This window comes from Brevibacillus sp. JNUCC-41 (genome assembly GCF_014844095.1).
Classification (GTDB): domain Bacteria; phylum Bacillota; class Bacilli; order Bacillales; family DSM-1321; genus Peribacillus; species Peribacillus aracenensis.
Window position 1 is genome coordinate 2,453,605 of sequence record NZ_CP062163.1, and the last position, 26,043, is coordinate 2,479,647.

At 40.0% G+C, this 26,043-nt stretch carries 23 protein-coding genes and 1 pseudogene; 18 read left to right on the forward strand and 6 right to left on the reverse strand.

Going from position 1 to position 26,043, the window contains the following annotated elements; genetic code table 11:
- The first annotated feature begins 400 nt into the window (after window positions 1–400).
- Complete coding sequence (locus tag JNUCC41_RS12030) at window positions 401–1,213, forward strand: YfkD famly protein (RefSeq protein ID WP_192207772.1); 813 nt, start codon at window positions 401–403, stop codon at window positions 1,211–1,213.
- Window positions 1,214–1,247: 34 nt separating this feature from the next.
- Here JNUCC41_RS12030 and yfkAB read toward each other — a convergent pair whose 3' ends face one another.
- Complete coding sequence (gene yfkAB, locus JNUCC41_RS12035; protein ID WP_192207773.1) at window positions 1,248–2,375, reverse strand: radical SAM/CxCxxxxC motif protein YfkAB; 1,128 nt, start codon at window positions 2,373–2,375, stop codon at window positions 1,248–1,250.
- A 150-nt stretch (window positions 2,376–2,525) separates the two neighbouring features.
- Here yfkAB and JNUCC41_RS12040 point away from each other — a divergent pair, with 150 nt between their 5' ends.
- Together JNUCC41_RS12040 and JNUCC41_RS12045 are read left to right on the forward strand one after the other, a co-directional pair.
- Window positions 2,526–2,711, forward strand: a complete 186-nt coding sequence (locus JNUCC41_RS12040) for an SE1561 family protein (protein ID WP_192207774.1) — start codon at window positions 2,526–2,528, stop codon at window positions 2,709–2,711.
- A 307-nt stretch (window positions 2,712–3,018) separates the two neighbouring features.
- Window positions 3,019–4,587: a fumarate hydratase gene (locus tag JNUCC41_RS12045; RefSeq protein ID WP_286182405.1), complete on the forward strand. Its 1,569-nt coding sequence runs from the start codon at window positions 3,019–3,021 to the stop codon at window positions 4,585–4,587.
- Window positions 4,588–4,636: 49 nt separating this feature from the next.
- On the opposite strand, the gene JNUCC41_RS12050 is transcribed toward JNUCC41_RS12045, so the two are convergent.
- Window positions 4,637–4,774 (reverse strand): hypothetical protein, encoded by a 138-nt coding sequence (locus JNUCC41_RS12050; protein ID WP_170971547.1) that lies wholly within the window; start codon window positions 4,772–4,774, stop codon window positions 4,637–4,639.
- A gap of 109 nt (window positions 4,775–4,883) precedes the next feature.
- Between JNUCC41_RS12050 and JNUCC41_RS12055 the strand changes: the two genes are divergently transcribed.
- The 5 genes from JNUCC41_RS12055 (at window position 4,884) to JNUCC41_RS12075 (ending at window position 9,103) form a co-directional block, all read left to right on the forward strand.
- Complete coding sequence (locus tag JNUCC41_RS12055) at window positions 4,884–5,069, forward strand: hypothetical protein (RefSeq protein WP_192207775.1); 186 nt, start codon at window positions 4,884–4,886, stop codon at window positions 5,067–5,069.
- A 220-nt stretch (window positions 5,070–5,289) separates the two neighbouring features.
- Entirely contained in the window at window positions 5,290–6,075 is a 786-nt protein-coding gene (pdaA, locus tag JNUCC41_RS12060) for a delta-lactam-biosynthetic de-N-acetylase (RefSeq protein ID WP_192207776.1), read from the forward strand.
- 122 nt (window positions 6,076–6,197) lie between these two features.
- Window positions 6,198–7,082 (forward strand): DNA-3-methyladenine glycosylase family protein, encoded by an 885-nt coding sequence (locus JNUCC41_RS12065; protein WP_192207777.1) that lies wholly within the window; start codon window positions 6,198–6,200, stop codon window positions 7,080–7,082.
- On the forward strand, window positions 7,079–8,464 hold the full coding sequence (gene rlmD / locus JNUCC41_RS12070) for a 23S rRNA (uracil(1939)-C(5))-methyltransferase RlmD (protein WP_192207778.1): 1,386 nt from the start codon (window positions 7,079–7,081) through the stop codon (window positions 8,462–8,464). Before JNUCC41_RS12065 ends, rlmD begins: the two co-directional genes overlap by 4 nt.
- A 117-nt stretch (window positions 8,465–8,581) precedes the next feature.
- Window positions 8,582–9,103 (forward strand): YehS family protein, encoded by a 522-nt coding sequence (locus JNUCC41_RS12075; protein WP_192207779.1) that lies wholly within the window; start codon window positions 8,582–8,584, stop codon window positions 9,101–9,103.
- Between the two features lie 155 nt (window positions 9,104–9,258).
- Here JNUCC41_RS12075 and JNUCC41_RS12080 read toward each other — a convergent pair whose 3' ends face one another.
- On the reverse strand, window positions 9,259–10,158 hold the full coding sequence (locus JNUCC41_RS12080; RefSeq protein WP_192207780.1) for a 3-hydroxyacyl-CoA dehydrogenase: 900 nt from the start codon (window positions 10,156–10,158) through the stop codon (window positions 9,259–9,261).
- 205 nt (window positions 10,159–10,363) lie between these two features.
- Here JNUCC41_RS12080 and JNUCC41_RS12085 point away from each other — a divergent pair.
- A pseudogene (locus tag JNUCC41_RS12085) lies at window positions 10,364–10,672 on the forward strand (SDR family NAD(P)-dependent oxidoreductase); the annotation flags it as partial.
- Window positions 10,673–10,905: 233 nt separating this feature from the next.
- On the opposite strand, the gene JNUCC41_RS27065 reads toward JNUCC41_RS12085, so the two are convergent.
- On the reverse strand, window positions 10,906–11,037 hold the full coding sequence (locus JNUCC41_RS27065; protein WP_258832873.1) for a hypothetical protein: 132 nt from the start codon (window positions 11,035–11,037) through the stop codon (window positions 10,906–10,908).
- Window positions 11,038–11,413: 376 nt separating this feature from the next.
- Between JNUCC41_RS27065 and JNUCC41_RS12090 the strand changes: the two genes are divergently transcribed.
- From JNUCC41_RS12090 to JNUCC41_RS12115, 6 genes are all read left to right on the forward strand, one after another.
- Complete coding sequence (locus JNUCC41_RS12090) at window positions 11,414–12,604, forward strand: glycine C-acetyltransferase (RefSeq protein ID WP_192207781.1); 1,191 nt, start codon at window positions 11,414–11,416, stop codon at window positions 12,602–12,604.
- A 44-nt stretch (window positions 12,605–12,648) separates the two neighbouring features.
- A complete protein-coding gene (locus JNUCC41_RS12095) occupies window positions 12,649–13,608 on the forward strand; it encodes an L-threonine 3-dehydrogenase (protein ID WP_192207782.1) in 960 nt (319 codons plus the stop codon).
- A gap of 331 nt (window positions 13,609–13,939) precedes the next feature.
- Window positions 13,940–15,337 (forward strand): amino acid permease, encoded by a 1,398-nt coding sequence (locus JNUCC41_RS12100; RefSeq protein ID WP_192207783.1) that lies wholly within the window; start codon window positions 13,940–13,942, stop codon window positions 15,335–15,337.
- A 378-nt stretch (window positions 15,338–15,715) separates the two neighbouring features.
- Entirely contained in the window at window positions 15,716–16,009 is a 294-nt protein-coding gene (locus JNUCC41_RS12105; protein ID WP_192207784.1) for an RNA polymerase alpha subunit C-terminal domain-containing protein, read from the forward strand.
- A 178-nt stretch (window positions 16,010–16,187) separates the two neighbouring features.
- A complete protein-coding gene (gene coaA / locus JNUCC41_RS12110) occupies window positions 16,188–17,108 on the forward strand; it encodes a type I pantothenate kinase (protein WP_192207785.1) in 921 nt (306 codons plus the stop codon).
- A gap of 597 nt (window positions 17,109–17,705) precedes the next feature.
- Window positions 17,706–19,211: a malate:quinone oxidoreductase gene (locus JNUCC41_RS12115; RefSeq protein ID WP_192207786.1), complete on the forward strand. Its 1,506-nt coding sequence runs from the start codon at window positions 17,706–17,708 to the stop codon at window positions 19,209–19,211.
- 379 nt (window positions 19,212–19,590) lie between these two features.
- Here the strand turns inward: JNUCC41_RS12115 and JNUCC41_RS12120 are convergent, their stop codons facing one another.
- Entirely contained in the window at window positions 19,591–20,643 is a 1,053-nt protein-coding gene (locus JNUCC41_RS12120; RefSeq protein WP_192207787.1) for a potassium channel family protein, read from the reverse strand.
- Between the two features lie 408 nt (window positions 20,644–21,051).
- On the opposite strand from JNUCC41_RS12120, the gene JNUCC41_RS12125 reads away from it, so the two are divergent.
- The 3 genes from JNUCC41_RS12125 (at window position 21,052) to JNUCC41_RS12135 (ending at window position 23,268) form a co-directional block, all read left to right on the forward strand.
- Window positions 21,052–21,828: a transporter substrate-binding domain-containing protein gene (locus JNUCC41_RS12125; protein ID WP_192207788.1), complete on the forward strand. Its 777-nt coding sequence runs from the start codon at window positions 21,052–21,054 to the stop codon at window positions 21,826–21,828.
- Window positions 21,829–21,892: 64 nt separating this feature from the next.
- A complete protein-coding gene (locus JNUCC41_RS12130) occupies window positions 21,893–22,537 on the forward strand; it encodes an amino acid ABC transporter permease (protein WP_076370951.1) in 645 nt (214 codons plus the stop codon).
- Complete coding sequence (locus JNUCC41_RS12135) at window positions 22,534–23,268, forward strand: amino acid ABC transporter ATP-binding protein (RefSeq protein ID WP_286182406.1); 735 nt, start codon at window positions 22,534–22,536, stop codon at window positions 23,266–23,268. Before JNUCC41_RS12130 ends, JNUCC41_RS12135 begins: the two co-directional genes overlap by 4 nt.
- Before the next feature lie 228 nt (window positions 23,269–23,496).
- On the opposite strand, the gene JNUCC41_RS12140 is transcribed toward JNUCC41_RS12135, so the two are convergent.
- A complete protein-coding gene (locus tag JNUCC41_RS12140) occupies window positions 23,497–26,004 on the reverse strand; it encodes an NEW3 domain-containing protein (RefSeq protein WP_192207789.1) in 2,508 nt (835 codons plus the stop codon).
- Window positions 26,005–26,043 lie beyond the last annotated feature (39 nt).

The following is a 26,043-nucleotide window of genomic DNA, read 5'->3' on the forward strand; positions in this document are numbered from 1 at the left end:
GTTAGATTTAGCAGAGTCATTTCTATATTAGTAAATTACCATTCATAAGTTATTCCAAAATTTTTCATCATGCTTTTGAAAAAGTTGAGAAAATATTCTAGAGGGTCACACCATCCTTTTACATCAGATTTAAGTATAGGCGAATTCGTTTTCTGTCATCCTTTAAAAGGGTGTCATGGATTGTTCGATAAGCATACCTCCTGAAGGTTTAATAGGTATGAACGATTTCGCCTCCTTTTTATAATGTAAAATAAGTATAACTGATTTAAATAGAAAAGTAAATATTCTGAACTTTACAAATTTATTACAAAGTTGAAATCGGAATGAAATGTATAGAATGTTGGCTAAAAACAAAATCTATAATCAATATGATTGAACCCCTCAAAAGGAGTGCGACAGAATGAAAAGAACTATTATTATTATTATGATTGCCCTAATTGCCTTCATTCAGGCGAATGTAAGTTTTGCAGCTGATATACCAGAAGTCAAAGCAAATCAGAATAAGGTGAACATCCCACCTTCAGTATTGAATATTGCAAAGGAGAATACGTATCCGAACCCGACCCAGGATCTTCCGATGCTGCAGCCAAGTAATCTGGCCAAACAATTGATCGATTCGTCGGATATCAAGATTGAAAACCCAGAACTAATCCAAATGTTGAATGAATCCGCAATTGCAAAAGCCCCGCTTGCTTTTGGATACAGGGCAACCATTTACCTTGGCCATTGGGCCTTGAATTATGAGTCTTCTGAAACTGCACCAAACTGGGAATACCAAAAGATCAATACGAATTACTATGATAATCGCGGTGGTGATGTTCCCTATAAGATCCGTTATGTCCAGGAAAGTCAGAAGGCAGTGAGTGGCGGTCTGACAGCGAAAATTCCAAAGGCTGAGGATGTTCAAAAGATGATGCTGCTAAAAGCCACTGAAAAAACGAATTTGCCTTTAGCTTTTGAAACGATCATCGGCGCTGGTACGAAAAAAGACCAAGTATATAATGTGGCTTCAAATAGGATTGGTTACTTATCCAGTTTTGCTTCCGCCGTCAATGAAAAAGGCAAGGTCACATATGGGGAAGTATATTTGAATCTAAAAGGAAATAAAAGAACCATTACGATAAAGAACATCACATCACAAGGCATCGGTGCATGGATACCGGTTCAGGACCATGTTTCCTTCAGCTTTACAGTCTCGCAGCAACCAAGGTAAATTTAAAAAACTCGCCGGATTGGCGAGTTTTTCTTCATATGGTTGACTTCCTGATCCTGAAGTCCTCATTCGGGTAGTAAGCATTTTTGACGAGAACATTCGGGCCTAGACATTTGACTGATGGGCAGTGGCAGTTCAATTCATTGGCCAGTTTCGAATTCATCCATGTGTCATAGGAATCGGTCAAGGGCTGATCTTTAATATTCCCTAATGTAGGCGCGTCCCCGAAATCGGTCACGATCACTTCCCCGGTGAAAATATTGATGTTTAACCTGGAACGTCCATCAGGGTCATTCCGTACGGTCACTTTATGTGAACCATAAAGGCGTTGAAGCAGCTTTATATCCTCTTTACTGTTATTGCAAGGATAAAATGGCAGGGTACCGAAAAGCATCCAAACATTCTCATCACGGATATCAAGCAAATGATGAATCGCTTCACGCATATTATCCAATGGTAAAGTTTCAAGTGCCGAAGCGAAATCGCTTGGATACATCGGATGAATTTCATGCCTTTGACATCCCATTTCATCGACGACCTGTCTGTGAATATGCTCAAGATGAGGCAATGTCCGTTTATTAAGCATCGTTTCAGCAGATACCAGCACACCAGCTTTTGTCAGGGCACGGGAATTTTCGATCATTTTATCGAATAGTTTCTTTCGCTGTTCCCGAGATGGTTTTCGATCCATCATGGCAAAGCCGATATCAATGAATTCATCGATCGTTCCCCAATTATGGGAAATATGCAGAACATCCAAATAAGGAATGATTTCCTCATACCGTTCCAAGTCAAGGGTCAAATTGGAATTGATTTGTGTCCGTACCCCGCGGCTGCGGGCATATTTCAATAGAGGCAAAACATAATTCTTCACTTGTTTTCTTGAAAGCATCGGTTCCCCGCCAGTGATGCTGAGCGAGCGAAGCAAGGGGATTTCATCAAGGCGCTGAATCAGTAATTCCAGAGGCAGGGCATCCGGGTCCTTGGGCTGAAGTGTGTAACCGACGGCACAATGCTCACAACGCATATTGCAAAGGGTGGTGGTGGTAAATTCCACGTTGGTGAGGCTGAGTTTTCCATATTGTTCAACGTCCATATATGCTTCCCAAGGATCATACTTGGGTGTAATTGGTGTTAAAAGATCTTGCTTGATTATTGACATATTTAAAACTCCTTACGTAATAATGCACTAACCCATTATGAACAATGGGAACAAAAATTGTCAAATCGCGGAGAGCTGTATTTATAGCTTGCCATTGCACTTTGAAGCAGATTTCGTTACGATGAAAGAAGAACGGAAGGAGAGTGCCTCATGGGAAAATCCATTACAGGTAAAAACGAACAATTAACATACTTAAAAGAACGCCTCACGATGTTCATGGAAGTTCTTGATCATATCGAACCGGAAACTACGGAGTTGGAAGATATAGACCGTTTAATCGGCATGATAGATGATTTGGAAGGCAAAGTGGAACAATTCAAAACCCGGGAAGACTAATATCTGTTTCGATAGTATGACTTTTTCAATGTTAATATTCATGAAGGGATGACGAGAAACCTGCGTCATCTCTTTTTAATATCAAATCTTACTGGAAATGATTGGCTATGATATTTGACCTATGGGCTATTTAAGGCGCTTTGATCATTTCTCTCCAAATTGCTGTTCATTAAGAAAAATAATTACTTGTTTTCGAAAGATTATGTTAGATGTATAATAAAACGGGTGTTGAATCATTCGCTATTTATAGAGAAGCAGGGAAATGATTAAATCTAAATCTAGGGGAAATAAGAGGGGGAAGAGAAATTTGGATATTCAAAAATTCCAAGAAAGTATGTACAGTCTTATCGTTGAAACTTCAACGAATCTTCCAAAGGATGTTCGTCGTGCGGTCAAAAGTGCAAAACAACGTGAAAATGCAGGTACTCGTTCTGCATTAAGCTTGGACACCATTACGAATAATATCACAATGGCTGACGACAATGTATCACCGATTTGTCAGGATACTGGTCTGCCGACTTTCAAAATAAAAACTCCAGTTGGCGTGAACCAACTTGAAATAAAAAAAGCAATCCGAAATGCGATCATTTTAGCGACTAAAGGCGGAAAACTTCGTCCAAACGCAGTTGACTCTTTATCGGGTGAAAATAGCGGGGATAACCTTGGGGAAGGTCTTCCGGTCATTAAATTCGATCAATGGGAAAAAGACTATATTGATGTTCGCCTTATCTTAAAAGGCGGCGGCTGTGAAAATAAAAACATCCAATACAGTCTGCCTATGGAACTTGAGGGATTGGGGAAAGCGGGCCGTGATTTGGACGGAATCCGTAAATGTGTACTTCACTCTGTCTACCAAGCACAAGGACAAGGCTGCAGTGCCGGCTTCATCGGCGTTGGTATCGGTGGGGACCGTTCATCCGGATATGATCTGGCAAAGGCTCAACTCTTCCGCAGTAATGAAGATGTGAATCCGAATGAAGACCTTCGTAAACTTGAAGATTACATCATGAAATCAGCTAATGAATTGGGAATCGGCACGATGGGCTTTGGCGGCGAAACTACACTGCTTGGGTGTAAAATCGGTGTCATGCACCGTATTCCGGCAAGCTTTTTCGTATCCGTTGCTTACAACTGCTGGGCGTTCCGCCGTTTAGGAGTGAAAGTCAATCCTGAAACAGGTGAAATCAATGAGTGGTTGTATCAAGAAGGCGAGAAAATTGACTTTGCTTTAGAAGCAGAAAAAGCAGCGAAGGACGAAGTGGCAGCCGCTGCTGAACCGGACGTTAAAGCTTCCCGTGAAATCACCCTGCAAGCACCAATCACGGAAGAACAAATCCGCGAATTAAAAGTTGGTGACGTCGTTCATATTAACGGCAGAATGTATACAGGCCGTGACGCGATCCACAAGCATTTATCTGAAAATCCTGCACCAATCGACCTGGATGGACAAATCATCTATCATTGTGGTCCGGTTATGCTGAAGGACGAAGAAGGTAAATGGCATGTGAAGGCTGCCGGACCGACAACGAGTATTCGTGAAGAACCATACCAAGGCGATATCATGAAACGATTCGGCATCCGTGCAGTTATCGGTAAAGGTGGAATGGGACCAAAAACTCTGGAAGCACTTAATGAACACGGCGGCGTTTATCTAAACGCAATCGGCGGGGCTGCTCAATATTATGCAGACTGCATCAAATCCGTCGAAGGCGTGAACTTCACTGAATTTGGTATTCCAGAAGCGATGTGGCATCTGAATGTTGAAGGATTTACTGCAGTAGTAACTATGGATTCACATGGAAACAGCCTGCATAAAGACGTTCAGCAATCTTCATTGGAAAAGTTGGCACAATTCAAAGAACCAGTATTTAAATAAATGTATGGAAAAAGACGCTCACCAAACGGTTGGGCGTCTTTTTCATAGCTTATTCTTCTATTTCCGGCAGTGGATCGATCCTTGATGCATCCTCTAAATTCAATCCACTTTTCACAAAATGAACAAACACTCCACCACTTAAACCAAGACAACCAACAAAGCCTAAAGTGATAACCCATTCCAGCATTTCATTCCCCCCCTGCTAATGTATATGAAAAAAAGGCGAAAATTACCTCAGAAAAGTACAATCTTTTGGAAAGGTCGCACATACATTAGAAGAGAAAGGGGGGATTTTCATGCAGAATAACTACTTCTTATTCTTTATGGCCATGCTAACTGGTTTTGCTTTCATCAAACTTCCTGTGGCAAACACGATTTTCTCCGGACTTGAAACATTCCTTGACGTAGTCGGAATTGTAATCGTTCTCATTTTCGCTATCGCCATTATTTGGAAGGCGGCACAAGCGTTATTTAAAGGATAAACAAAGCATGGGGGGCCTATCCTTTTTGGAGGATGGGCCTTTTTTTGGTGGATTTAAGTTTGGCGGGGAAATACCTCTAATAATTTGGCCCGCGGTACTAAAATTGGTTCCTGAGCGTAGTGAATTAGACATGGAATCCAATAATTCGACATTCACAATATCATGCATATAAATCTCCATGTTCCAAACAATAAGAAAAAAGGACATGGGGGATATTCCAATGAAAAAAAAGGTGATTTTATCCGCTTTAATATGCTTGATATGCTCTTTGGCAAGCCCAGCTTTTGCAGAATCCTATAACTGGGGTTTCAATAAAGGAAAAAATGGGACACCTGCCGATGCAGGTGAAAAATTCAATAAGATGCTGCCTGAATATGAAGCGATTTATAAAGGGGATACAAGGAAAAAAGTCGTTTATTTAACATTTGATAACGGTTATGAAAATGGCTATACGGCCCAGATTTTAGATGTTCTGAAGAAACATGGTGCTCCAGGAGCTTTTTTTGTCACGGGTCATTATTTAAAGACCGCACCTGAGCTTGTTGTCCGTATGGCTAATGAGGGGCATATCGTAGGAAACCATTCATGGAACCATCCGGATATGACCAGCGTGACGGACGATGTGATACGCATGGAACTTGAGCGGGTAAAAAAAGCAACGGAAAAATTAACGGGGCAAAAAGGAATGAATTACTTAAGGCCGCCTCGTGGGGTATTTAATGAGAGAACGATGAGAGTCGCAAAAAAAGAAGGGTATTACCACATCTTCTGGTCACTGGCATATAAAGACTGGATTGTTGATCAACAAAAGGGTGCCGCGTTCGCACACGATGAAGTGCTTAAGCAGATTCATCCTGGCGCGATTTTATTACTGCATACCGTATCGAAGGATAATGCGGAAGCATTGGACTCGATTCTGACGGATCTTGAAAAACAGGGGTACACATTCAGTAGCCTTGATGCTTTAATGATTGAGAAACAATTGCCGAACCGAATGCTTTATTAAAATGAGAAGCGGGTCCTGTAGTGATAATTCAGGTCCCGCTTTTATCCATTCTCTTTAATTTCAAGTAATATTTCTGGAAACATGCTATAATACGTGGAAAACTGCTAAAGGATGGATCGCTTGTGTGGACAGAAAAATTACAGGTTCAAGGACCCTATAATTTCGATCTAGTTCTCGAACGGTTATCGTTAGACCCACTTCAGGTAGTTGATTTTACTAACAGGACGGTAAAAGTTCCGCTATATATAGAAAAAGAACCAATCGTTTTGCAGGTTCAGGCAATAGGAAATATCGATGAACCATCTTTTATCATCAAAGGTCATTCAGAGGTTTACAAGTCAAAAGCAATCGAACGGTTAAAAAAGGTTTTTCATTGGCATCAGCCATTAGAAGGCGTTTCCCGGCATTTCCGGGAAACAGATTTAAGTAAAATCTTCGAAGAGCACCGCGGTACTGCCATAGTCTTGGACTTCGATTACTACAGTTGCCTCGTCAAATGCATCATACATCAGCAATTGAACTTATCCTTTGCCCATACGCTCACGGAACGATTCGTTAAAACCTTCGGCTACCAGTTGGAAGGTGCCTGGTTTTACCCGACACCGGAAACAACAGCCCAACTTCGAATCGAACAATTAAGAGCCATTCAATTCAGTGGCCGGAAAGCCGAATACGTCATCGGACTTTCAGAGCAGATCACTCAAGGCCATCTCAACCTTGATATAATGGAGAAGCTATCCGATCAAGAGGTTATGGACACACTAATAAAAATACGCGGTATCGGTAGATGGACGGCTGAAAACTTCCTGCTTTTTGGACTTGGCCGGCCGAACCTATTTCCTAAAGCCGATATTGGCATTCAAAATGCCTTGAAAATATTATATGGCTTACCGCAAAAGCCAACCCAAGAAGAAATGGAGTCCTACAGTGTGAAATGGGCCCCATATCTAAGCTACGCTTCCCTCTATTTGTGGAGAAGCATTGAAAAACGGAGTGAAAAGAAATGACAAACATTCAAGATACAAAACTGGAAGTGAATCAAACCCTTCCCCTTACGATTAAACGGCTTGGCATTAACGGGGAGGGAGTAGGTTATTTCAAAAAGAAAGTCGTCTTCGTCCCAGGTGCATTGCCTGGTGAAGAAATTGTAGCTTTGGTCACAAAGGTTCAGCCAAACTTCACCGAGGCGAAAATAAAAACCATCCGTAAAGAATCACCGCATCGCATTGCAGCGCCATGTCCAGTTTACGCTGAATGCGGCGGATGTCAGTTACAGCATTTAAGCTATGCCCAGCAGCTAATTGAAAAACGCGATATCGTCATTCAAGCGATGGAACGTCATTATAAATTCCCAGTTTCTTCATTAAATGTAAGAGAAACAATCGGCATGGAAGATCCTTGGAATTACCGCAACAAAAGTCAGTACCAAGTCGGCCAAAAAGATGGCAAATTGATTGCTGGCCTTTACGGCTTGAATTCCCACACACTGATCGATATCCCGAATTGCCTTGTACAGCATAAGGCAACAAATAAGGTAACGCGGACAGTGAAAAAAATACTAAAGAACCTGAACATCTCGATTTATAACGAAAGAAAAAGAAAAGGTGTGATCCGTACGGTCATCACACGGGTAGGATTTGAAACGGGTGAAGTGCAGGTTGTCCTCGTTACTGGTGCGGAGGAAATTCCACAAAAAGACCAGTTGCTTAAACAAATTCGTGACCAACTGCCAGAAGTGAAATCGGTCGTTCAAAACATCAACAACCGGAACACATCACTTATCTTTGGCGAAAAAACGATTCACCTGGCAGGCGAAAAAGTCATCAACGAAACATTGGGTGACCTATCATACGAACTATCAGCCCGTACATTCTTCCAGCTTAACCCGGTCCAAACTGTTCGCTTATATGATGAAGTGAAAAAAGCGGCAGCCTTAACCGGCACGGAAAAAGTGGTTGACGCTTATTGCGGTGTCGGGACCATTGGCCTGTGGCTGTCCGAAAATGCCAAGGAAGTCAGAGGAATGGACGTCATTAAAGAATCCATTGAGGACGCCAAGAAAAATGCAAAAAAACATAAACGGAACAATGTATACTATGAAACAGGCAAAGCCGAGAATATCCTTCCACGCTGGACCAAAGAAGGCTGGAAACCGGACGTATTGGTCGTCGACCCGCCAAGATCCGGCTGTGATCAATCGTTACTGCAGACAATCTTGAAAGTTAAACCGAAAACCATTGTGTACGTATCATGCAACCCGTCCACATTGGCGAAGGACTTACAAGAACTGGGCTCTTCTTATAGTGTGGAGGCCATGCAGCCGGTGGACATGTTCCCTCAGACGAGCCATGTTGAAGTAGTGACCTCATTGAAGCTGATTGAAGAATAAGCAGAGTGATCCGGGAATCTGTAAAAGGTTCTCGGATTTTAATCTGCGTTTATTTCCATCCATTTGTGAAATAATGAAAGTACTGTGAAAATCGAGAAATACGTAGGAGGGTTTTGGATGCATAATCATGATATATTAATTCGATTAAGATATGCGCTGGATATTAAAGATAAAGACATGGTTGAGATATTTAAACTCGGGGAGATTGAAGTGACAAGAGAAGAAGTCATGCAGATGCTCACAAAACCAAAAGATGATTATTATGATGAATATGATGATGATATGGATGAAGCTGAAGATGGGGTAAACTGTAATAACATGATGCTAGAGTCCTTCTTAAATGGTTTGATCATTTTTAAACGAGGGAGACAAGAGCCAAAACCTGGTCAGCCTCAAAGTCAGGCACCGGCTGTAAAGAATAAGGAAAGTATGAATAATATCCTTCTGAAGAAACTGAAAATAGCATTGACATTAACAAGTGAGGATATGATTGATATCTTGGAAGATGCAGGAGTTATGATAACCAAAGGGGAATTAAGCGCTATATTAAGAAAAGTGGGTCATAGGAATTATAAAGAGTGCGGGGATCGATACGCTAGGAACTTCCTAAAAGGATTAACTTTGAGATATAGGGGATAAGGGTTCTGTAACCTCATGATATTTAGGCCGTGATTTCGTGAAAAGCACTTTTTCGATTTCAGGGTCTTTTTCTATTCGAAGACATTAGAAAGTGAGAAATAATTTGAAAACAGAAGGCACCCCTTAGACACCTTCTGCACATTCATACAAGTTGATTAACCTCTTAAAAAGTCTGGTTTTGCGAAATGTGGGTTGGGATATTTATAGAAGCCTTCTCCTGCTTCTCTTCCGATTTTCCCTTTATCGATATATTCTGTTTTCAATAAGTTTGCCAGCTTTTCAACCTCTGGATCACCTGTCGCTTTCGCTTTTGCAAGTGAAATATTATAAGCGGTATTGATTCCTACCACATCTAAAATGGCGAAAGGTCCAAGCGGTGCTCCTGTTGCGACCATCCACGTTTTATCGATGGTTTCCGTATCAGCCACTCCTTTTAATAAGAGCATTTGGGCAGCATCCAAAAGAGGAACCAATAAGGAATTTAAAATATAGCCTGGCTGCTCTTTATGTAAAGGCAGAGGAACCATTCCAATCGCTTTTGCAAATTCAATCACTTCATCGAACACTTCATTATCCGTTCCTGGATGTTTCATGATTTCTGCGGTATTGTTTTTCCAGATTTCATTAGCGAAGTGTAAAGCCAGGAATTTTTTTGGACGGCCTGTCGCTTCGGCAAATTGGCTTGGTAATAATGTAGAAGAGTTCGTGGCGAAAATTGTTTTTTCAGGAGCAACTTTTCCTAACTCTGTGTAAAAATCCGTTTTGATTTGAACTACTTCTGGAATCGCTTCAATCACAAGGTCAGCTTCGGCAACTGCTACAGATAAATCACTGTGGAAAGATATGCGGGCATAAGCAGTATTAAGATCTTCCTCAGTAGCGCCTATGTCTTCTTTATAATATGGCTTCAAATTAATGATCCTATCTTTTGCACGTTCTAATGCTTCATCATTAATATCATATACTGACACGTTGAACCCTTTGAATGCGGTTTGAAATGCGATCTGACTTCCTAAAACGCCGCTGCCGGCAATCGTGATATTTTTATAATTCACAGCCATTCTCCTTTATTTCTTTAAATATCTCTTCTTGTTAATTATTTCACTTATCTTGAAAATAGATGCAGGAATAAACTTGATATAGTTTTTTTTCCTTTAAAAGAACGGATAAACACGCATATAGGCAGACCGTTTTTAATGGTCTATATCATTCGTATATGGGAAGAAGAATCATAGAGAAGCATGATAGGAGGAATGAAAGATGGCCAAAACAATTTTCATTACTGGAGCGGGCAGCGGGCTTGGTAGAGGAGCTGCACTCGGGTTAGCAAAGCAGGGACACCGTGTAATCGCCACAACGGAAATCACTTCCCAGAAAACGGATCTTATGAGGGAGGCGCAGGAACGGGGCCTGGATATGGAAGTCTTCAAATTGGATATTGCAAATGAACGTGATCGAGCAAGGATTGATAATCATGACTTTGATGTATTTGTTGCAAATGCGGCGATCAATGAAGGAGGACCGCTCGGAGAAATGCCGATGGATCGATTCAGGGCAATCTTCGAAGTGATAATTTGTAAGTTGTGCATGAATTGTGGACAAAGGAAAAGAAATAGGGAAAATCCTTATTCTTATTTTCTTTCTCCCATTCTTTTGCATGACTTTTTGTTTTTTTTGATCGCTATGTGAGACTTAATTGTATCCGAGCTGATCAGCAGCTCTCTTTTATTGTTGTATTGGACTTAAGCGTCCATTAGTACAATGTATAACAGACAAAAAAGAGGATGATTAATCCCCTTAGTTTACTTGTCTTCATTTGTTTGTTCATCAGGTTTTTGGACGATTTCTTTTAGTTCCCCAATGTCACCTTTTGCATTGATAATCTCAAAAATCTCATTTAGGCCTTCTGAGGTTTTTTCATCTTCTGTTTTCACTATATCCCTCCTTACTTGTGGTTATTTGTTAATGTCTCCAAAAAACAGAAGATAAAACATCGTTTACATTGAAAAGTGATGATGATTTTCTCTTCGTATTTCCGTTGATATAAGCGCATTCTAGGCGGATGTTTATTGTAAAACTACAAAAATTTCGATTTTTTTGTCCGCACAATATGGACAACGTTAAAATTATCTATTATTATGATTGTTATAACTCTTAGTATAAAGGGGTTTAGGTTAATCTGGTGTGTGTTTTTGGAGAAGACACATGTATTTTCAGAAAAAATGAAATAAATACAATGTTTTTTTTAATAGGGGTAAAACATATAAAAATCATACATTTATTCCAGCCAGCAATGAGGGGGTATATTAAATGTCAAGTGAAGTATTAAATCAATTTTTGAAAGAAAATTTGGAAGATTTAAAAGAAAAGGGACTATACAACGTAATTGATCCGGTGGAAGGTCCAAACGGTCCGGTAATCACGATTGCAGGCAGGAAGTTAATTAATTTATCATCAAATAACTATTTAGGTTTAGCAACAGATCGACGATTAATAGAGGCTTGCATAGAAGCGACGAAAACATATGGTGTCGGAGCCGGTGCTGTTCGTACAATTAACGGAACATTGGATATTCACGTCAAATTAGAAGAAAAGCTTGCAGAATTTAAACATACAGAAGCCGCAATTGCTTATCAATCTGGATTTAACTGTAATATGGCAGCGATTTCAGGAGTGATGGATAAACATGACGCCATCCTTTCAGATGAACTGAATCATGCTTCAATCATTGATGGATGTCGATTATCCAAGGCGAAAATTATTCCCTTTATCCATTCCGACATGGACGATTTACGGACAAAAGCGCGCCAAGCAAAGGAGTCCGGGTTGTATAACAAAGTCATGATCATTACTGATGGAGTTTTCTCGATGGACGGGGATATTGCCAAGCTTCCTGAAATTGTGAAAATTGCAGAAGAGTTTGACTTAATCACCTATGTTGATGATGCACATGGATCAGGTGTATTGGGTAATGGTGCAGGAACGGTAAAACATTTTGGGTTATCGGATAAAGTGGATTTCCAAATTGGAACATTATCCAAAGCCATTGGTGTTGTTGGAGGCTATGTAGCAGGAAAGAAAGATTTGATTGACTGGTTAAAGGTGAGAAGCCGTCCATTTTTATTTTCAACGGCTGCCACACCGGGTGCAGTTGCAGCTAGTATAGAAGCCATCGAGATTTTGATGAATAGCTCAGAACTTCAAAATAAGCTGTGGGAAAACAGCGATTACTTGAAAAAAGGCCTAAAGGAATTAGGTTTTGATATCGGGGAGAGCGAAACACCGATTACGCCTTGCATCATAGGGGATGAAGCAAAAACCCAGCAATTCTCAAAGAGGTTGAATGAAGAAGGTGTATATGCTAAATCAATCGTATTCCCTACCGTTCCAAAGGGTACAGGAAGAGTTAGGAATATGCCTACTGCTGCTCATACAAAAGAGATGCTGGACCGTGCAATTGCCATTTATGAAAAAGTGGGAAAAGAGATGTCGATCATATAAGAGATTGCTTGTTTCAGAGTTTAAAACATAGGGAGGGATTTTTGATGAAAAAGGTCTTAGTAACGGGGGCTTTAGGTCAAATTGGTTCAGAACTTACGCTGAAAATGAGAGAGATTTATGGAGCTGACAATATCATTGCAACAGATATTCGAAAAACGGACAGCGATGTTGCCCTATCAGGTCCATTTGAGATTTTAGATGTTACAGATGAAAAAGCGATGTTTAACATGGCAAAAAAACATGAAGTGGATACAATTATACATTTAGCCGCTTTATTGTCAGCAACAGCTGAAAAGAAACCTCTTTTAGCTTGGCATTTAAACATGGGCGGATTGGTCAATGCTTTAGAATCGGCACGGGAACTCGATTGCCAATTATTCACACCTAGTTCGATTGGTGCGTTTGGCCCAACCACACCTAAAGATTGGACACCGCAAGACATCATTCAACGGCCGAATACGATGTACGGGGTGAATAAAGTATCCGGAGAGTTATTATGTGATTATTATCATCATAAATTTGGGGTTGATACGAGGGGGCTTCGATTCCCGGGACTGATTTCGTATGTCACGCCTCCTGGCGGTGGAACTACCGACTATGCAGTTGAAATTTACTATGAAGCGATTAAAAATAAGCGATATACTTCTTACATTGATAAGGGAACGTATATGGATATGATGTATATGCCTGATGCTTTAGCTGCCATCATTAATCTAATGGAGGCAGATGCCTCAAAATTAAAACATCGCAATTCTTTCAATGTGTCAGCCATGAGCTTTGATCCGGAGCAAATTGCTGCCGAGATTAAAAGGCATATTCCGGAATTTATCATGAATTATGAGGTCGATCCTGTAAGACAATCCATTGCCGATAGTTGGCCGAATACAATAGATTCAACTTGTGCAAAGGAAGAGTGGGGATTCAAGGCGGAATATGATTTAGAGAAAATGACGAATGATATGTTGTTGAAGCTGAGGTTAAAGTCCCTTTTAGTAACAGCATGAATTAACCTGCCTGCCGAATAAAAGAGTTGCAATACTCTTTTATTCGAGTTATTTTATACAGAGGAATTTTAACGCTTAAGGGATGGGCTGTTATAAACGATAAAAAGTAAGCGCTTTCTATGACGCCTTGAACAGAATTAAGATATACATGAAATTTGATAGTAATCTTTCTAACTGTCAGGATTGATTAAGAGTGAAGAATGATTTTATGAGGCAGCTTTAAGAAAGATTCAAAAAAGTGGGGCCTGCTATATCATTTCTATACTAAATAGGGAGTGTATTAAGCATCTTGCATTAAATTTCGACTATTAGTAGTGTAGGGGGAAATGGAATGGCAAACAAAGATTTGAATAGGGACTTGAAAAGTCGTCATATTCAGATGATCGCTTTGGGCGGAACGATTGGTGTCGGTTTATTTATGGGTTCAGCCAGCACGATTCAATGGACAGGTCCGTCAGTGATGTTAGCTTATGCGATCTCTGGGATATTTATATTCTTGATCATGCGTGCAATGGGGGAAATGTTGTATTTAGAGCCAAGTACAGGTTCATTTGCAACATTTGGTTATAAGTACATTCATCCATTGGCAGGGTATATGACAGCATGGAGTAACTGGTTCCAGTGGGTTATTGTCGGGATGGCAGAAATAATTGCAGTGGGGACGTACATGCAGTATTGGTTCCCTGATCTCCCGGCTTGGATTCCAGGTTTAATCGCAATGGTGATTCTTGGAGCAGCGAACTTAATTTCCGTTAAATCCTTTGGGGAAATTGAATTTTGGTTTGCACTGATTAAAATCGTAACGATCATATTAATGATCGTTGCAGGATTTGGACTTATTTTCTTTGGAATCGGTAATGGAGGGGAAGTCTTAGGATTATCGAATCTTTGGGAACATGGTGGTTTATTTACAGGTGGTTGGAAGGGCTTCTTCTTTGCTCTCTCACTGGTGGTTGCCGCTTATCAAGGTGTAGAATTAATCGGGATTACGGCTGGTGAAGCAAAAAATCCGCAAGAAACGATAACCAAAGCAATTCAAAGTACCATTTGGCGTATTTTAATTTTCTATATCGGTGCGATTTTCATTATTGTAACCGTTTACCCTTGGGATCAATTAAGTGCGATTGGCAGTCCATTTGTTGCTACTTTTGCGAAGGTTGGTATCACGGCAGCAGCTGGAATCATTAATTTTGTCGTAATCACGGCTGCAATGTCTGGCTGCAATAGTGGTATTTACAGTGCAGGACGCATGCTTTACACATTAGGGATGAATGGCCAAGCGCCAAAATTCTTTGCGAAAGTATCTAATAGCGGTGTACCTTTATTCGGTACGTTCGGAGTGATAGTAGGATTAGCAATTGGGGTTGTTTTAAGTTATATTGCACCAGAAAATTTATTTGTGCATGTATATAGTGCGAGTGTACTTCCTGGTATGATTCCGTGGTTTGTCATTCTGATCAGCCAAATCCAATTCAGGAAAATTAAAAAAGCCGAAATGCACAATCATCCCTTCAAGATGCCTTTTGCACCTGTTACAAACTACCTGACCATCGCTTTCTTGATCATGGTATTAATCGGTATGTGGTTTAATGATGACACCCGTATATCACTAATGGTTGGAATAGGTTTTCTGGCTATCGTTGCAATTAGTTATTTCGCTTTTGGAATAGGCAAGCGTGTACAAGCCGATGCTCAGACAATGGCTCAGAAGGAAGATAAAGTGGGTTGATCCATCATTCACTTTGGGTTTTGAAAAGGGTTGCTTCGGCAGCCCTTTTCCAATGAAACTAAAAGGGCAGTTTAGTTACCAAGAGATGATAAAATGATAGTTGAAGATGAAAGTTGTGTCATAGATATTGCTTGTTGGATATATGAGGTGTATAGTGACCTTGGATATCCCGAGAAGCAACTGAAAACAGTAAGTAAGGTTCTTGTTGAGCTCCCTTAGTTAATTAACAGCTTTCTGGGCTATGGTGATTGGGGCGAGGGCAATCTAGTTAATGACATCAGGATACGTTTCCGCCAAAGTTTAGCGTAAGTTAACTGTGCGATGTGATTACTTCTTAAGATAGAATGTTAAAAATCATCAAAAAAGGAGACATTGACAATGACCACTTCAAAAAAGAATTTGAGGACTTGCGAAAAGGGTCACAAATACTATAAATCCAGCGACTGTCCGAACTGCCCTGTATGTGAGCAAGAACGCAAACCTGACATCGGATTTCTTTCAGTGCTTTCGGCACCAGCCAGACGCACATTGGAAAACAATGGGGTAACCTCTTTACATCAGCTATCAACATATAGTGAAAAAGAGATTTTGAAGTTTCACGGTATGGGACCAGCTTCCTTACCTAAACTTAGGGATGCTCTGGAGACAGGTGGGTTATCATTCAAAGATTAACCACCTAGAATGTTTAATCATGCAGGAACGCCCTTTATGCCTGCTAGTTCCATACATTCAACTTCTTTCATCAAGTCATAGGGTCTTTATGTAAATAAGGGATCAGGAACATCTTTTTTTATGGTCATCATCCTTGTTAAACTGATAGTAACTCTAAAAAGTGAGGTAACGAAAAATCATGAGTTCCTATACTCCCTATTATGAATTCAATCGAAAAAAGTGGGCATCTTTGCGAAACCATACCCCTCTTCCTTTAACTGAAGAAGAATTGGATAACTTAAAAGGAATTAATGAAGAAATATCCATTCAGGAAGTAGAAGAGGTTTACTTGCCCTTGACTCGTTTAATCAATTTATATGTTGAAGCATCTCAGCAGCTTAATACAGCCACTTCTTCCTTTCTAAAAACTGATGATAAAAAAGTACCTTATATCATTGGAATTGCAGGGAGTGTTGCTGTAGGAAAGAGTACGACAGCAAGGTTACTTCAGACCTTATTATCTAGATGGGATAATCATAGAAACGTAGGTCTTGTCACTACCGACGGGTTTTTGTACCCCAATGATCTATTAGAAGAAAAAGGACTGATGAAAAGAAAAGGGTTTCCTGAAAGTTATGATACGCAAAAATTAATTAACCTTATCGGGGATGTAAAAGCAGGAAAAAATAAAGTGGAAGTTCCAATCTACTCACATTTGAAGTATGACATTTTGCCAAATGAAGTGCAGACTATCTATAATCCGGATATTTTAATAGTGGAAGGTATTAATGTTCTTCAAGTTGATAAGGAAAATCAAGTATTCGTCAGTGACTTTTTTGATTTCTCACTTTATGTAGATGCAGACGCAAATGACATAGAGCGGTGGTATGTTGAAAGGTTCCTATTACTTCAAAAGACCGCATTTCAAAGTCCCGAATCCTATTTTCATCGTTATATTGACTTGTCCGAAGAACAAGCCATTAAACAAGCGACCCAAATTTGGGAAGAAATTAATTTGAAAAATTTACATGAAAATATACTGCCGACAAAAGGACGGGCAAAACTCGTTTTAACAAAAGGACCAGATCACAAAGCTGAAAATATCTATTTGCGAAAATGATAACTTGAATAATGTTTTTTTATAATAACAATAAAGGATAAAATTTCATTTATAAGGGACATGCAATAAGTCTTAAAATTAGGAATATTTTCAATGACCGTACCTAATATTGGTTTAATTATCAGTAATTATTGGTATTGTTATAATATCTAATTATTGGGTGAAATTTATGATCCGAGTTAAAAAGGTAGTAGTTTAGCAATTTCAGGAAGGGCCTTGTTTTTTCGGGAAATGGTTACAGAAACTTCTAATTCCACTTCCGATTTTGTCAATAAATGTGTATTTTCGTTACTTTTTCTGATGTGTCAATATTATTTCGCTAACAGTTTCTTCCTTCGATAAGGGGAAGTTGCTGAAGAAATCTTTTTCTTCGACTATCATGGCGGATAAGTTTAAGCTAATTTCTTCACAAAATCAATTTTCTAACAAAAAAAGTAATAGTAGAATATTTTAATCTATGAAATAATAATAATAGATTATGATATAGTTATAAGGAGACAGAAAAGGTGTGTTCCTAGTTCATGCCTGGCTTTTGGTGACACCTAAACAGGAGCGCCTACATCTTTTTTGCAAATATAGGGGATAAGGAAGGTTATAATGAGCAACATACAGAAACAAACAGACGTTATCTTAATTGGCGGCGGAGTCATGAGCGCGACTTTGGGATCATTACTGAAAGAGTTAGCACCGGAATGGGAAATCAAAGTATTTGAGAAGCTTGCAAACGCAGGAGAAGAAAGCTCTAACGAATGGAATAATGCGGGTACGGGACATTCTGCACTGTGCGAGCTTAACTATACATCCGAAAAATCTGACGGATCTATAGATATTAGCAAAGCAATTAAAATTAATGAACAGTTCCAAGTTTCATTGCAGTTTTGGTCGTATCTTGTAAACTGTAAGCTGATTGATAATCCGCAAGACTTTATCATGCCATTGCCTCATATGAGTATGGTACAAGGGGATAAAAATGTAGCGTTCTTAAAGAAACGTTTTGAAGCACTGTCAAAAAATCCTCTGTTCCAAGGTATGGAGTATTCCGATGACCCAGCAAAACTGATGGAATGGATTCCACTTATTATGCAAGACCGTCCATCGAATGATTCTATAGCGGCAACAAAAATTGATTACGGTACAGACGTTAACTTTGGTGCTTTAACACGCATGTTGTTTGACCATCTAAAGACTAAAAACGTCGATATCAAATATAAACATAGTGTTGATAATGTTAAACGTGCCAGCGATGGCTCATGGGAATTAAAAGTGCGTAATGTCGATACTGGCAGCGTAGAACGCCATAATGCTAAATTCGTCTTTATCGGAGGCGGGGGCGGAAGCTTGCATTTGCTGCAAAAATCCGGTATTCCTGAAGGGAAACATATCGGCGGATTCCCGGTAAGCGGATACTTCATGGTATGTAATAATCCTGAAGTTGTTGAGCAGCATCATGGAAAAGTATACGGAAAAGCTAAAGTTGGCGCACCGCCAATGTCTGTTCCGCATCTTGATACACGTTTTATCGACAATAAAAAATCGTTGCTATTTGGACCATTTGCGGGCTTCTCACCGAAGTTCCTAAAAACAGGTTCAATGTTCGATTTAATAACTTCCGTAAAACCGAATAATGTTTTAACTATGTTGGCGGCAGGCGCAAAAGAAATGCCATTGACAAAATACCTGATCCAGCAGGTTATGTTATCGAAAGAACAGCGCATGGAAGAGTTAAGGGAGTTCATCCCGAACGCTAAGAGCGAGGATTGGGATTTAGTAGTAGCTGGCCAACGTGTACAAGTCATCAAGGATACTGCAGAAGGCGGCAAAGGTACACTTCAATTTGGTACGGAAGTTGTCAGTGCATCCGATGGCTCGATTGCAGCATTGCTAGGTGCATCTCCAGGTGCTTCTACTGCTGTTCACGTTATGCTTGAGGTAATTAATAAATGTTTCCCGCAACGTATGAAAGAGTGGGAACCGAAAATTAAAGAAATGATTCCTTCTTATGGAGAATCACTCATGCAAAATCCAGAGCTGCTGCACGATATTCAAACTTCAACTTCAGAGACGCTTGGTCTGAGCAAAAAAAAAGAGCTAGTTTATAGTTAATTTTTGGATGTGAAGCAACATTGAAATTAAAAACAACAGAACCTTTAATCGATCTTTGATTGAAGGTTCTGTTTTTGTCTTGAAGCTTACTCAATTAATGGTGCTTACTTGTAGACAAACTCGATGAAAATTGAGTTTGTCTATATTTTTTTATGCGAAATCTTTTTGGGATGCATTAATTGCAACCCTCAGTTTGTAGGCAAAAAGGGTTCTATCTAAAAGTTAAAAACAAAGTTGATTGGAGCGGGTGTTCGAGACTCCAGCTTAGTAAAGTGCGTCTAGGGGAGACCCCGCAGGCGCAAGCCGAGGAGGCTCCCAGACTGCCCGCGGAAAGCGAATGCCCTTCGTTCCAATCTACGTCCAAATTGTACAAGCGCTTCTAATGTATATCTGAATTTATTTGGGAAATGGTCTCTTTATCACAAATGACGAAAAGCTGTGCATCGTCAGGAATTCGTTCATCTAATTTTTGGTTTATGTTGAGATCACCACGATTTGCTACCAGTGTGGCTCCTTTATTAAGGAGATCTATGAACGCATCACGATAGGTTAACCATTCATCTTGTTTAGAAATCTCATACATAGTTTCTTCATACTTTGTGCTCATAAGTTCAGAATACATATGGATGACTCCATGAGAAAATAATGACCGTACTGCAGCGTGGGAGATCATTTCTTGTGTAGGAATAAACTCATCCACCTGTACACGCTCGAATAAACGAATATGCTTTTGATTGATCACTTCGGCGGTGACATGAATGGACGTACTCGTTTTTTCCTCAATGGCCGTTATGGCAGTGGCGACCAATAATGTCTTTCCATCGACGAGTAATGGATCTTTTGTAGCATAATTATCTTGTGTTATTTGGTCAGCAAAAATGATAACACCTTTTGCTCTAGGAAGATTTGCACGGAGTAAAGTTTCTTCATCGGTAGCATCACCGCGAACATAAAACAGACGCTCCTCCAACATGGGGGCTTTTTCCAAGTTATCAATGATTACAATATCAATGGTTTCATCAGATTTAAAAATTTCTTGGAGTGCTGATTTTGACTTATCACTCCATCCAATCAGAATGATATGATTTTTACCTGTATATTTCATTTTTCCACCAACTTTACGTTTTTCGATAAGATATACAGATTTAATGATTTTTCCAATGAAAAGACTAACAAGCCCGATACCAGTGATGTAAAGACCAATGGTAAATGCTTTTCCAAGGTCGGTGACCGGCGCATAGTCTCCAAAGCCAACCGTAGCAAGCGTTGTAAGAACCCAGTAAACTGAGGTTAAATATGATTCGAAGGTCTGTGGCTCTATAGAATAAGCAACATACGCAGCAACTAATATGTATAAAATGGCAAATGGAATAAAGATTCTACCTCTTAATTTAATCAGGTAATATATTATTTTTTTTACCGTAATCCTCATCATACCCATCCTAGTTTTCAAGTCATCATCAATTAAATTTTATAATTCCCCAATTTAACAATTAATTAAACGTAAGTTTGTCATCCCTAATAAGAAATCCCCCTTTAGTTGCATAAGAAAAAACAATTCAATTAACATTTGAACGCTCATAAACTAGAATATAACCGCCCTCTAATGGTCTTGTTTTACAGGTATCGATGGCATGTCGGCTATTTTAAAAGTGAAGGTTTCCATATCCTTTTTTTGATTTTCCATCACTGAAAAAATATTGGGGGAAACATCCAAAAAAATTATTTAAAGAAAATAATGTATATTCTAAAAATTCATATTATAATACTTTATTCTTATGCTATATTATAGGGAGAATTATTTATTATCACGTATAATCTAAGAATTGGAGTGATTTGAATGAAGAAACTTGGTTTATTGAGTATGTTTTTGATTCTAACTATCTTTATCTCGGCTTGTGGAACCAATGAAGAAAAAAGTGCAGGTGAGGAAAAGGAACCAGAAAAGGTATATAAAATTGGTGTGGATACGACTTATCCTCCTTTTGAATTTAAAGAGGGGAACGAATATAAAGGTATTGATATAGAATTGATTAATGCAATCGCGAAAGACCAGGATTTTAAAATCAAATTGTCTCCGATGGATTTTGGCGGAATCATTCCGGCCATGCAAGCCAATCAGCTTGATGTGGCCATTGCGGGCATGAGCATTACAGAGGAAAGAAAAAAGGTAGTAGATTTCTCAACACCGTATTTTGATGCGGGATTAACAATAGTTGTTAAAAATGATAATACAAGCACTAAAACTGTTAAAGATCTTAAAGGAAAAACCATTGCAGTCAAAAAAGGGACAACAGGTGCTAAATATGCACAGGATAATGCTACGAAACTAGGAATTAAAGTAGTTCAATTCAATGATAGTCCAGCGATGTTCCAGGAAGTGGCCAACGGTAATGCGGATGCTCTTATAGAAGATTACCCGGTTATCTCCTATGCGATCGCCCAAAAAGATCTTGGGTTGAAAATCGTAGGTGACCGTTTGAATGGTGACCAATATGGAATTGCTGTATTGAAGGGACAAAACAAGGATTTATTGAAGAAAATAAATGATGGTCTTGCCAATCTGAAAAAAGACGGCACGTATGATGAAATTATTAAAACGTATCTTGGTGAATAAACAATAGATTAAAGCTCGGTAGGCGCGCTTATTGCGCGCTTTCTTTTTTAAAGGGGTGAAAGAAATGGATATAATTGTTGCGGCTTTGCCAATTTTATTAAAAGGACTTCAGGTGACACTTTATATCTTTGTGATTGCCATTATCCTAGGTTTTTTGATTGGTTTACTGGTCGCTTTGCTGCGACTTGCCCCCATCAAGATCTTGAACTGGATTGCAAAGGTTTATGTGGATGCGATACGAGGGACACCGTTCATCGTGCAGTTGTTCTTTATCTATTTTGGTGTGAATTCACTGAATTTGATTTCTTTGGACAGTACAACAGCTGGAATAATTACCGTTGCCATCAATGCAGGGGCATATTTTGCTGAAATAATAAGGGCGGGGATACAATCCATCGATAAAGGACAAACGGAAGCCGCAAGATCGATCGGGTTCACGGGTACTCAAACAATGAGGTATGTCGTGCTGCCGCAAGCCTTTAGAAGGATGCTGCCTACGATTACGAACCAATCGATCATCAGCTTGAAAGACACTTCGCTATTATCCGTCATTGGTATAGCCGATTTAACCCAGCAAGGTCAGATTCAAGCTTCGGCAACCTTTGAAGCATTCAAGATTTGGCTGGCCGTTGGTGTGATTTACTTTATCATCATCTATTTGTTAACCCTAATTGCTAATTTCATAGAAAGGAGGGTACAAGTTCGATGAGCATCATTACTGTAAAAAACCTGAGAAAATCATTTGGAACTGTCGAGGTTTTAAAAGATATTAATGCAGAAGTGCAGGAAAAGGAAGTAATTTGCGTAATAGGCCCTTCTGGATCTGGAAAGAGTACATTCCTGCGTTGCCTGAATCTCCTTGAGGAAGTTACGGGCGGTGAGGTGGTCATTAACGGACATGATATAACCGATCCTAAAAGGAAAATCAATATAAACAAAGTCCGGCAAGAAGTTGGAATGGTTTTTCAACATTTCAATCTATTTCCCCATAAAACCGTCCTCGAGAACATAACATTGGGCCCTATTAAAATTCGTGCCACCGAGAAAGCGGAAGCAGGAAGGTTGGCGCTTGAGTTATTGGATAAGGTTGGTCTTAGGGAAAAAGCAAATAGCTACCCAGGGGAACTTTCCGGCGGACAAAAACAGCGGGTCGCCATCGCAAGGGCATTGGCGATGAATCCGAAAATCATGCTATTTGATGAACCGACTTCGGCCCTTGACCCTGAAATGGTCGGCGATGTTTTGGAGGTAATGAAACAACTTGCCCAGGAAGGCATGACAATGGTCGTCGTTACGCATGAAATGGGCTTTGCCCGGGAAGTCGGGGACCGGGTCATATTCATGGATGGAGGGTATATCGTGGAAGAAAATGAGCCGAATGAATTATTCGGTAACCCTCAGCACGAAAGAACGAAAGCATTCTTGAGCAAAGTGCTTTAATGGGATGCCTGTTAGAGACCATGGTACATCATAAATGAAATTGTGCATGAAGTGTGGGAAAGGAATGCGGGAAATGAGGGGCAACCCAAACGCATCAGCCTTTCCTTATCTTTGTGCATGACTTTTTTGTTTTTTCAGAGCAGGAATCAGTCAGGCATGTTTATTAAATCATCGGGCAAGCATCAAAAAAACCTATGCATTCGACACATGCATAGGTTTTTTTCTTATTTACTTGGCACCGTAACTGATTAAGTTCGTCATGATTCGATATCCGCCTGGTACCTGGCTTTGAATTTGCCTATATAGGACAAGGTTGGTATAGAGGTAGGTGCCGTTGCCGTATTTAGTCATAAGGATTCCGCCATCAAACGGTTCTTCATTTGGATCGGCCATGGAAATGAATGTTTCAAACCGTTCATCCCATTCCATTGGAAAATACAATCCTCTTTCTTGGACCCAATTGCTCCAGTCATCACTAGTTATTTTATTTGGATAGTTAAAGAGAGTCGATTCTGGTTTCAAGACGTTTACCTTGGCATTTTCATCGGTTACCCGCCAACGAATGGAAGGATTCCCGAGGGTAAGGGGATATGGAGCTGTCTTCAGGGCATCCCATCCATCACCCGGTTTATGGTATTGAACGACGAGATGACCGCCGTTTTCCACATATTCAAGTAAGCGCGCGTTATTTGCCTTTAAATCTTCCCTTGATAGATAAGCACGGATGCCTGTAACGATCGTATCATATTGACTTAAATCACCTTCAGCTAAATCGGCTGCAGTTAACTTCGTAATGTTCAGGCCTGCATTGCTCAAATAATCTGCCACTTTATCGAATCCACTTTCAATGTACCCCACTTTTAATGAAGCTGGCTTCAAAAGCTCAAATGCAACGGTGTCGATAGCTGCTGGGTATTGGTAATAGAATGTTCCGATATGGTTATAGGACATTTCCTGAATGGTCGAATCAAAGGTTTTCCCATTGACAGTAGCAGCTGCCTTAACCTGATATTCACCATTTTGGATTGCCTTCGGCGGTCTGAGAGTGAACTTCACTTGTTTTTCCTCTGATTTTTCATTAAATGATACAGTGGCATTTTTGGGATGAACTCCCCAATTTTCTGGGACTTTTAAAGCGACCTTAGCTGATGTTTTTCCTTCTGTGTAGTTTTTCAAGGTTACAGTCACTGGGACTTCTTCTTTTACATCTGCTGTATTTACGACTATATCTTCAGGAGATAGTGTAAGGCCAACGTCGGGTAGGACAGCGATCGTTCCGTCCAATTCTTCCTTGATGGCCGTTTTTGTGCTGCCGTATTTATAAGAAATGCTCGTTGTAATGGTTGAGTTATCATAGGCATGGTAATAGGCTGCATCTTCTGGGACCTCGACCAGGTAGGTCATTGTCGCTGATTTATTTGGTGCCAGATTGACATCTTTAGCTTTTGTTTTGGTCTTCCATCCTTTAGGCACGTTCAATGCAGCAGTGACTTTTTTCAAAGTTTGTTTCCCGTTATTCTTCACGGTAACGGTAACATTCGTTCTTTGGCCTTTCGTAAGGATCTTTGAAGCTGCGTTAGCTTGAACTTCGAGTCCTGAAGAGACATAACTGACGTTTTGCAATTGCTCTTCTTTTAATAAGAGCTTATGAAGCAAGTCGTTCTTAATGGCAGGGCTTAGCTTTGCCTTTTTGACTTGCGCAGTAATTGAACGAACATTGGAGAGAGCATTTTGGGATGTTGAAAAAACACGTTTTTCATTTGGATAAGCCGCAATGACGGCGTCCAAATTCCGTTGCAGGTATTTAAATTCACCTTTCAATTTTGAGGCTTGGCGAGGGAGTTTTTCAGCCCATTCAGTAAAATTGTAAGGTACACCTGCAAAAAGGTCAGACTGGTTTTTTGTATCAACGGCGCTTTGCTTTAAATCCAGATGGATCTGGCGAGGTGCTGCAGGGATATCAGAACCCATGCCTTGGCTTTTATGCAGATAGCGTGATTGTTCTCCAAGCTGAGGGTAAGTCATATTATAAATTGGGTCAAATTTACCGATTTCAATCGAAGTGGTTGCTTGATCTGCCGAGGAAACGGGTAAATATAACTTTTTTACCTGCCATACCGAGAGACCTTGTTTCAATTGTTGTGGAAACACGGTTGGGTCGGCGGCATCCTTAAAGGCACGTTCACTTAAGATTGTCATTGTTCGGTGATGTCCATGCTGGGTATCATCATTTTGAAAGGATGGCATCAATATATCCGGCTGATACGTCCGAATAAAGCGGATTAGCCTTTCATAGGTGAGTTCCTCACCCCATTTTTCCAATGTTTCCTCTGGTGTTTTAGAGAAGCCGAAATCATAAATGGGATCTGAGGTAGTTTCACTTAAATGATAGGCCTTAACCCCGGTGATTTTTGCAGCTTCTATCATTTCCCTTGAACGGATGATCCCAAGGGCATTATCCAGTTCATCCCCAATTTCATTTTGTCCTCCTTCACCACGGTTTGCAATCAGGCTGGATGTCTTAACCCCTAACCCTCTAGATAGATAAGCGAGAAAGTCACTGCGTTCATCATCCGGATGTGCACCGCTGTTCAAGAATGTCACGGTCGTCTCGAGCGGCTTGACCGCATTCCATAACTCAACGTTGGCTTCCTCAGGATTTGCAGCTCTACCTCCAAGCGGCAATAATGCAAGGACCAACAAAAGGGAAAGCAACGATAACAGAGCTTTTTTCATTATTCTTTTAACCCCCTTCAATTTTATAAAACACCTAAA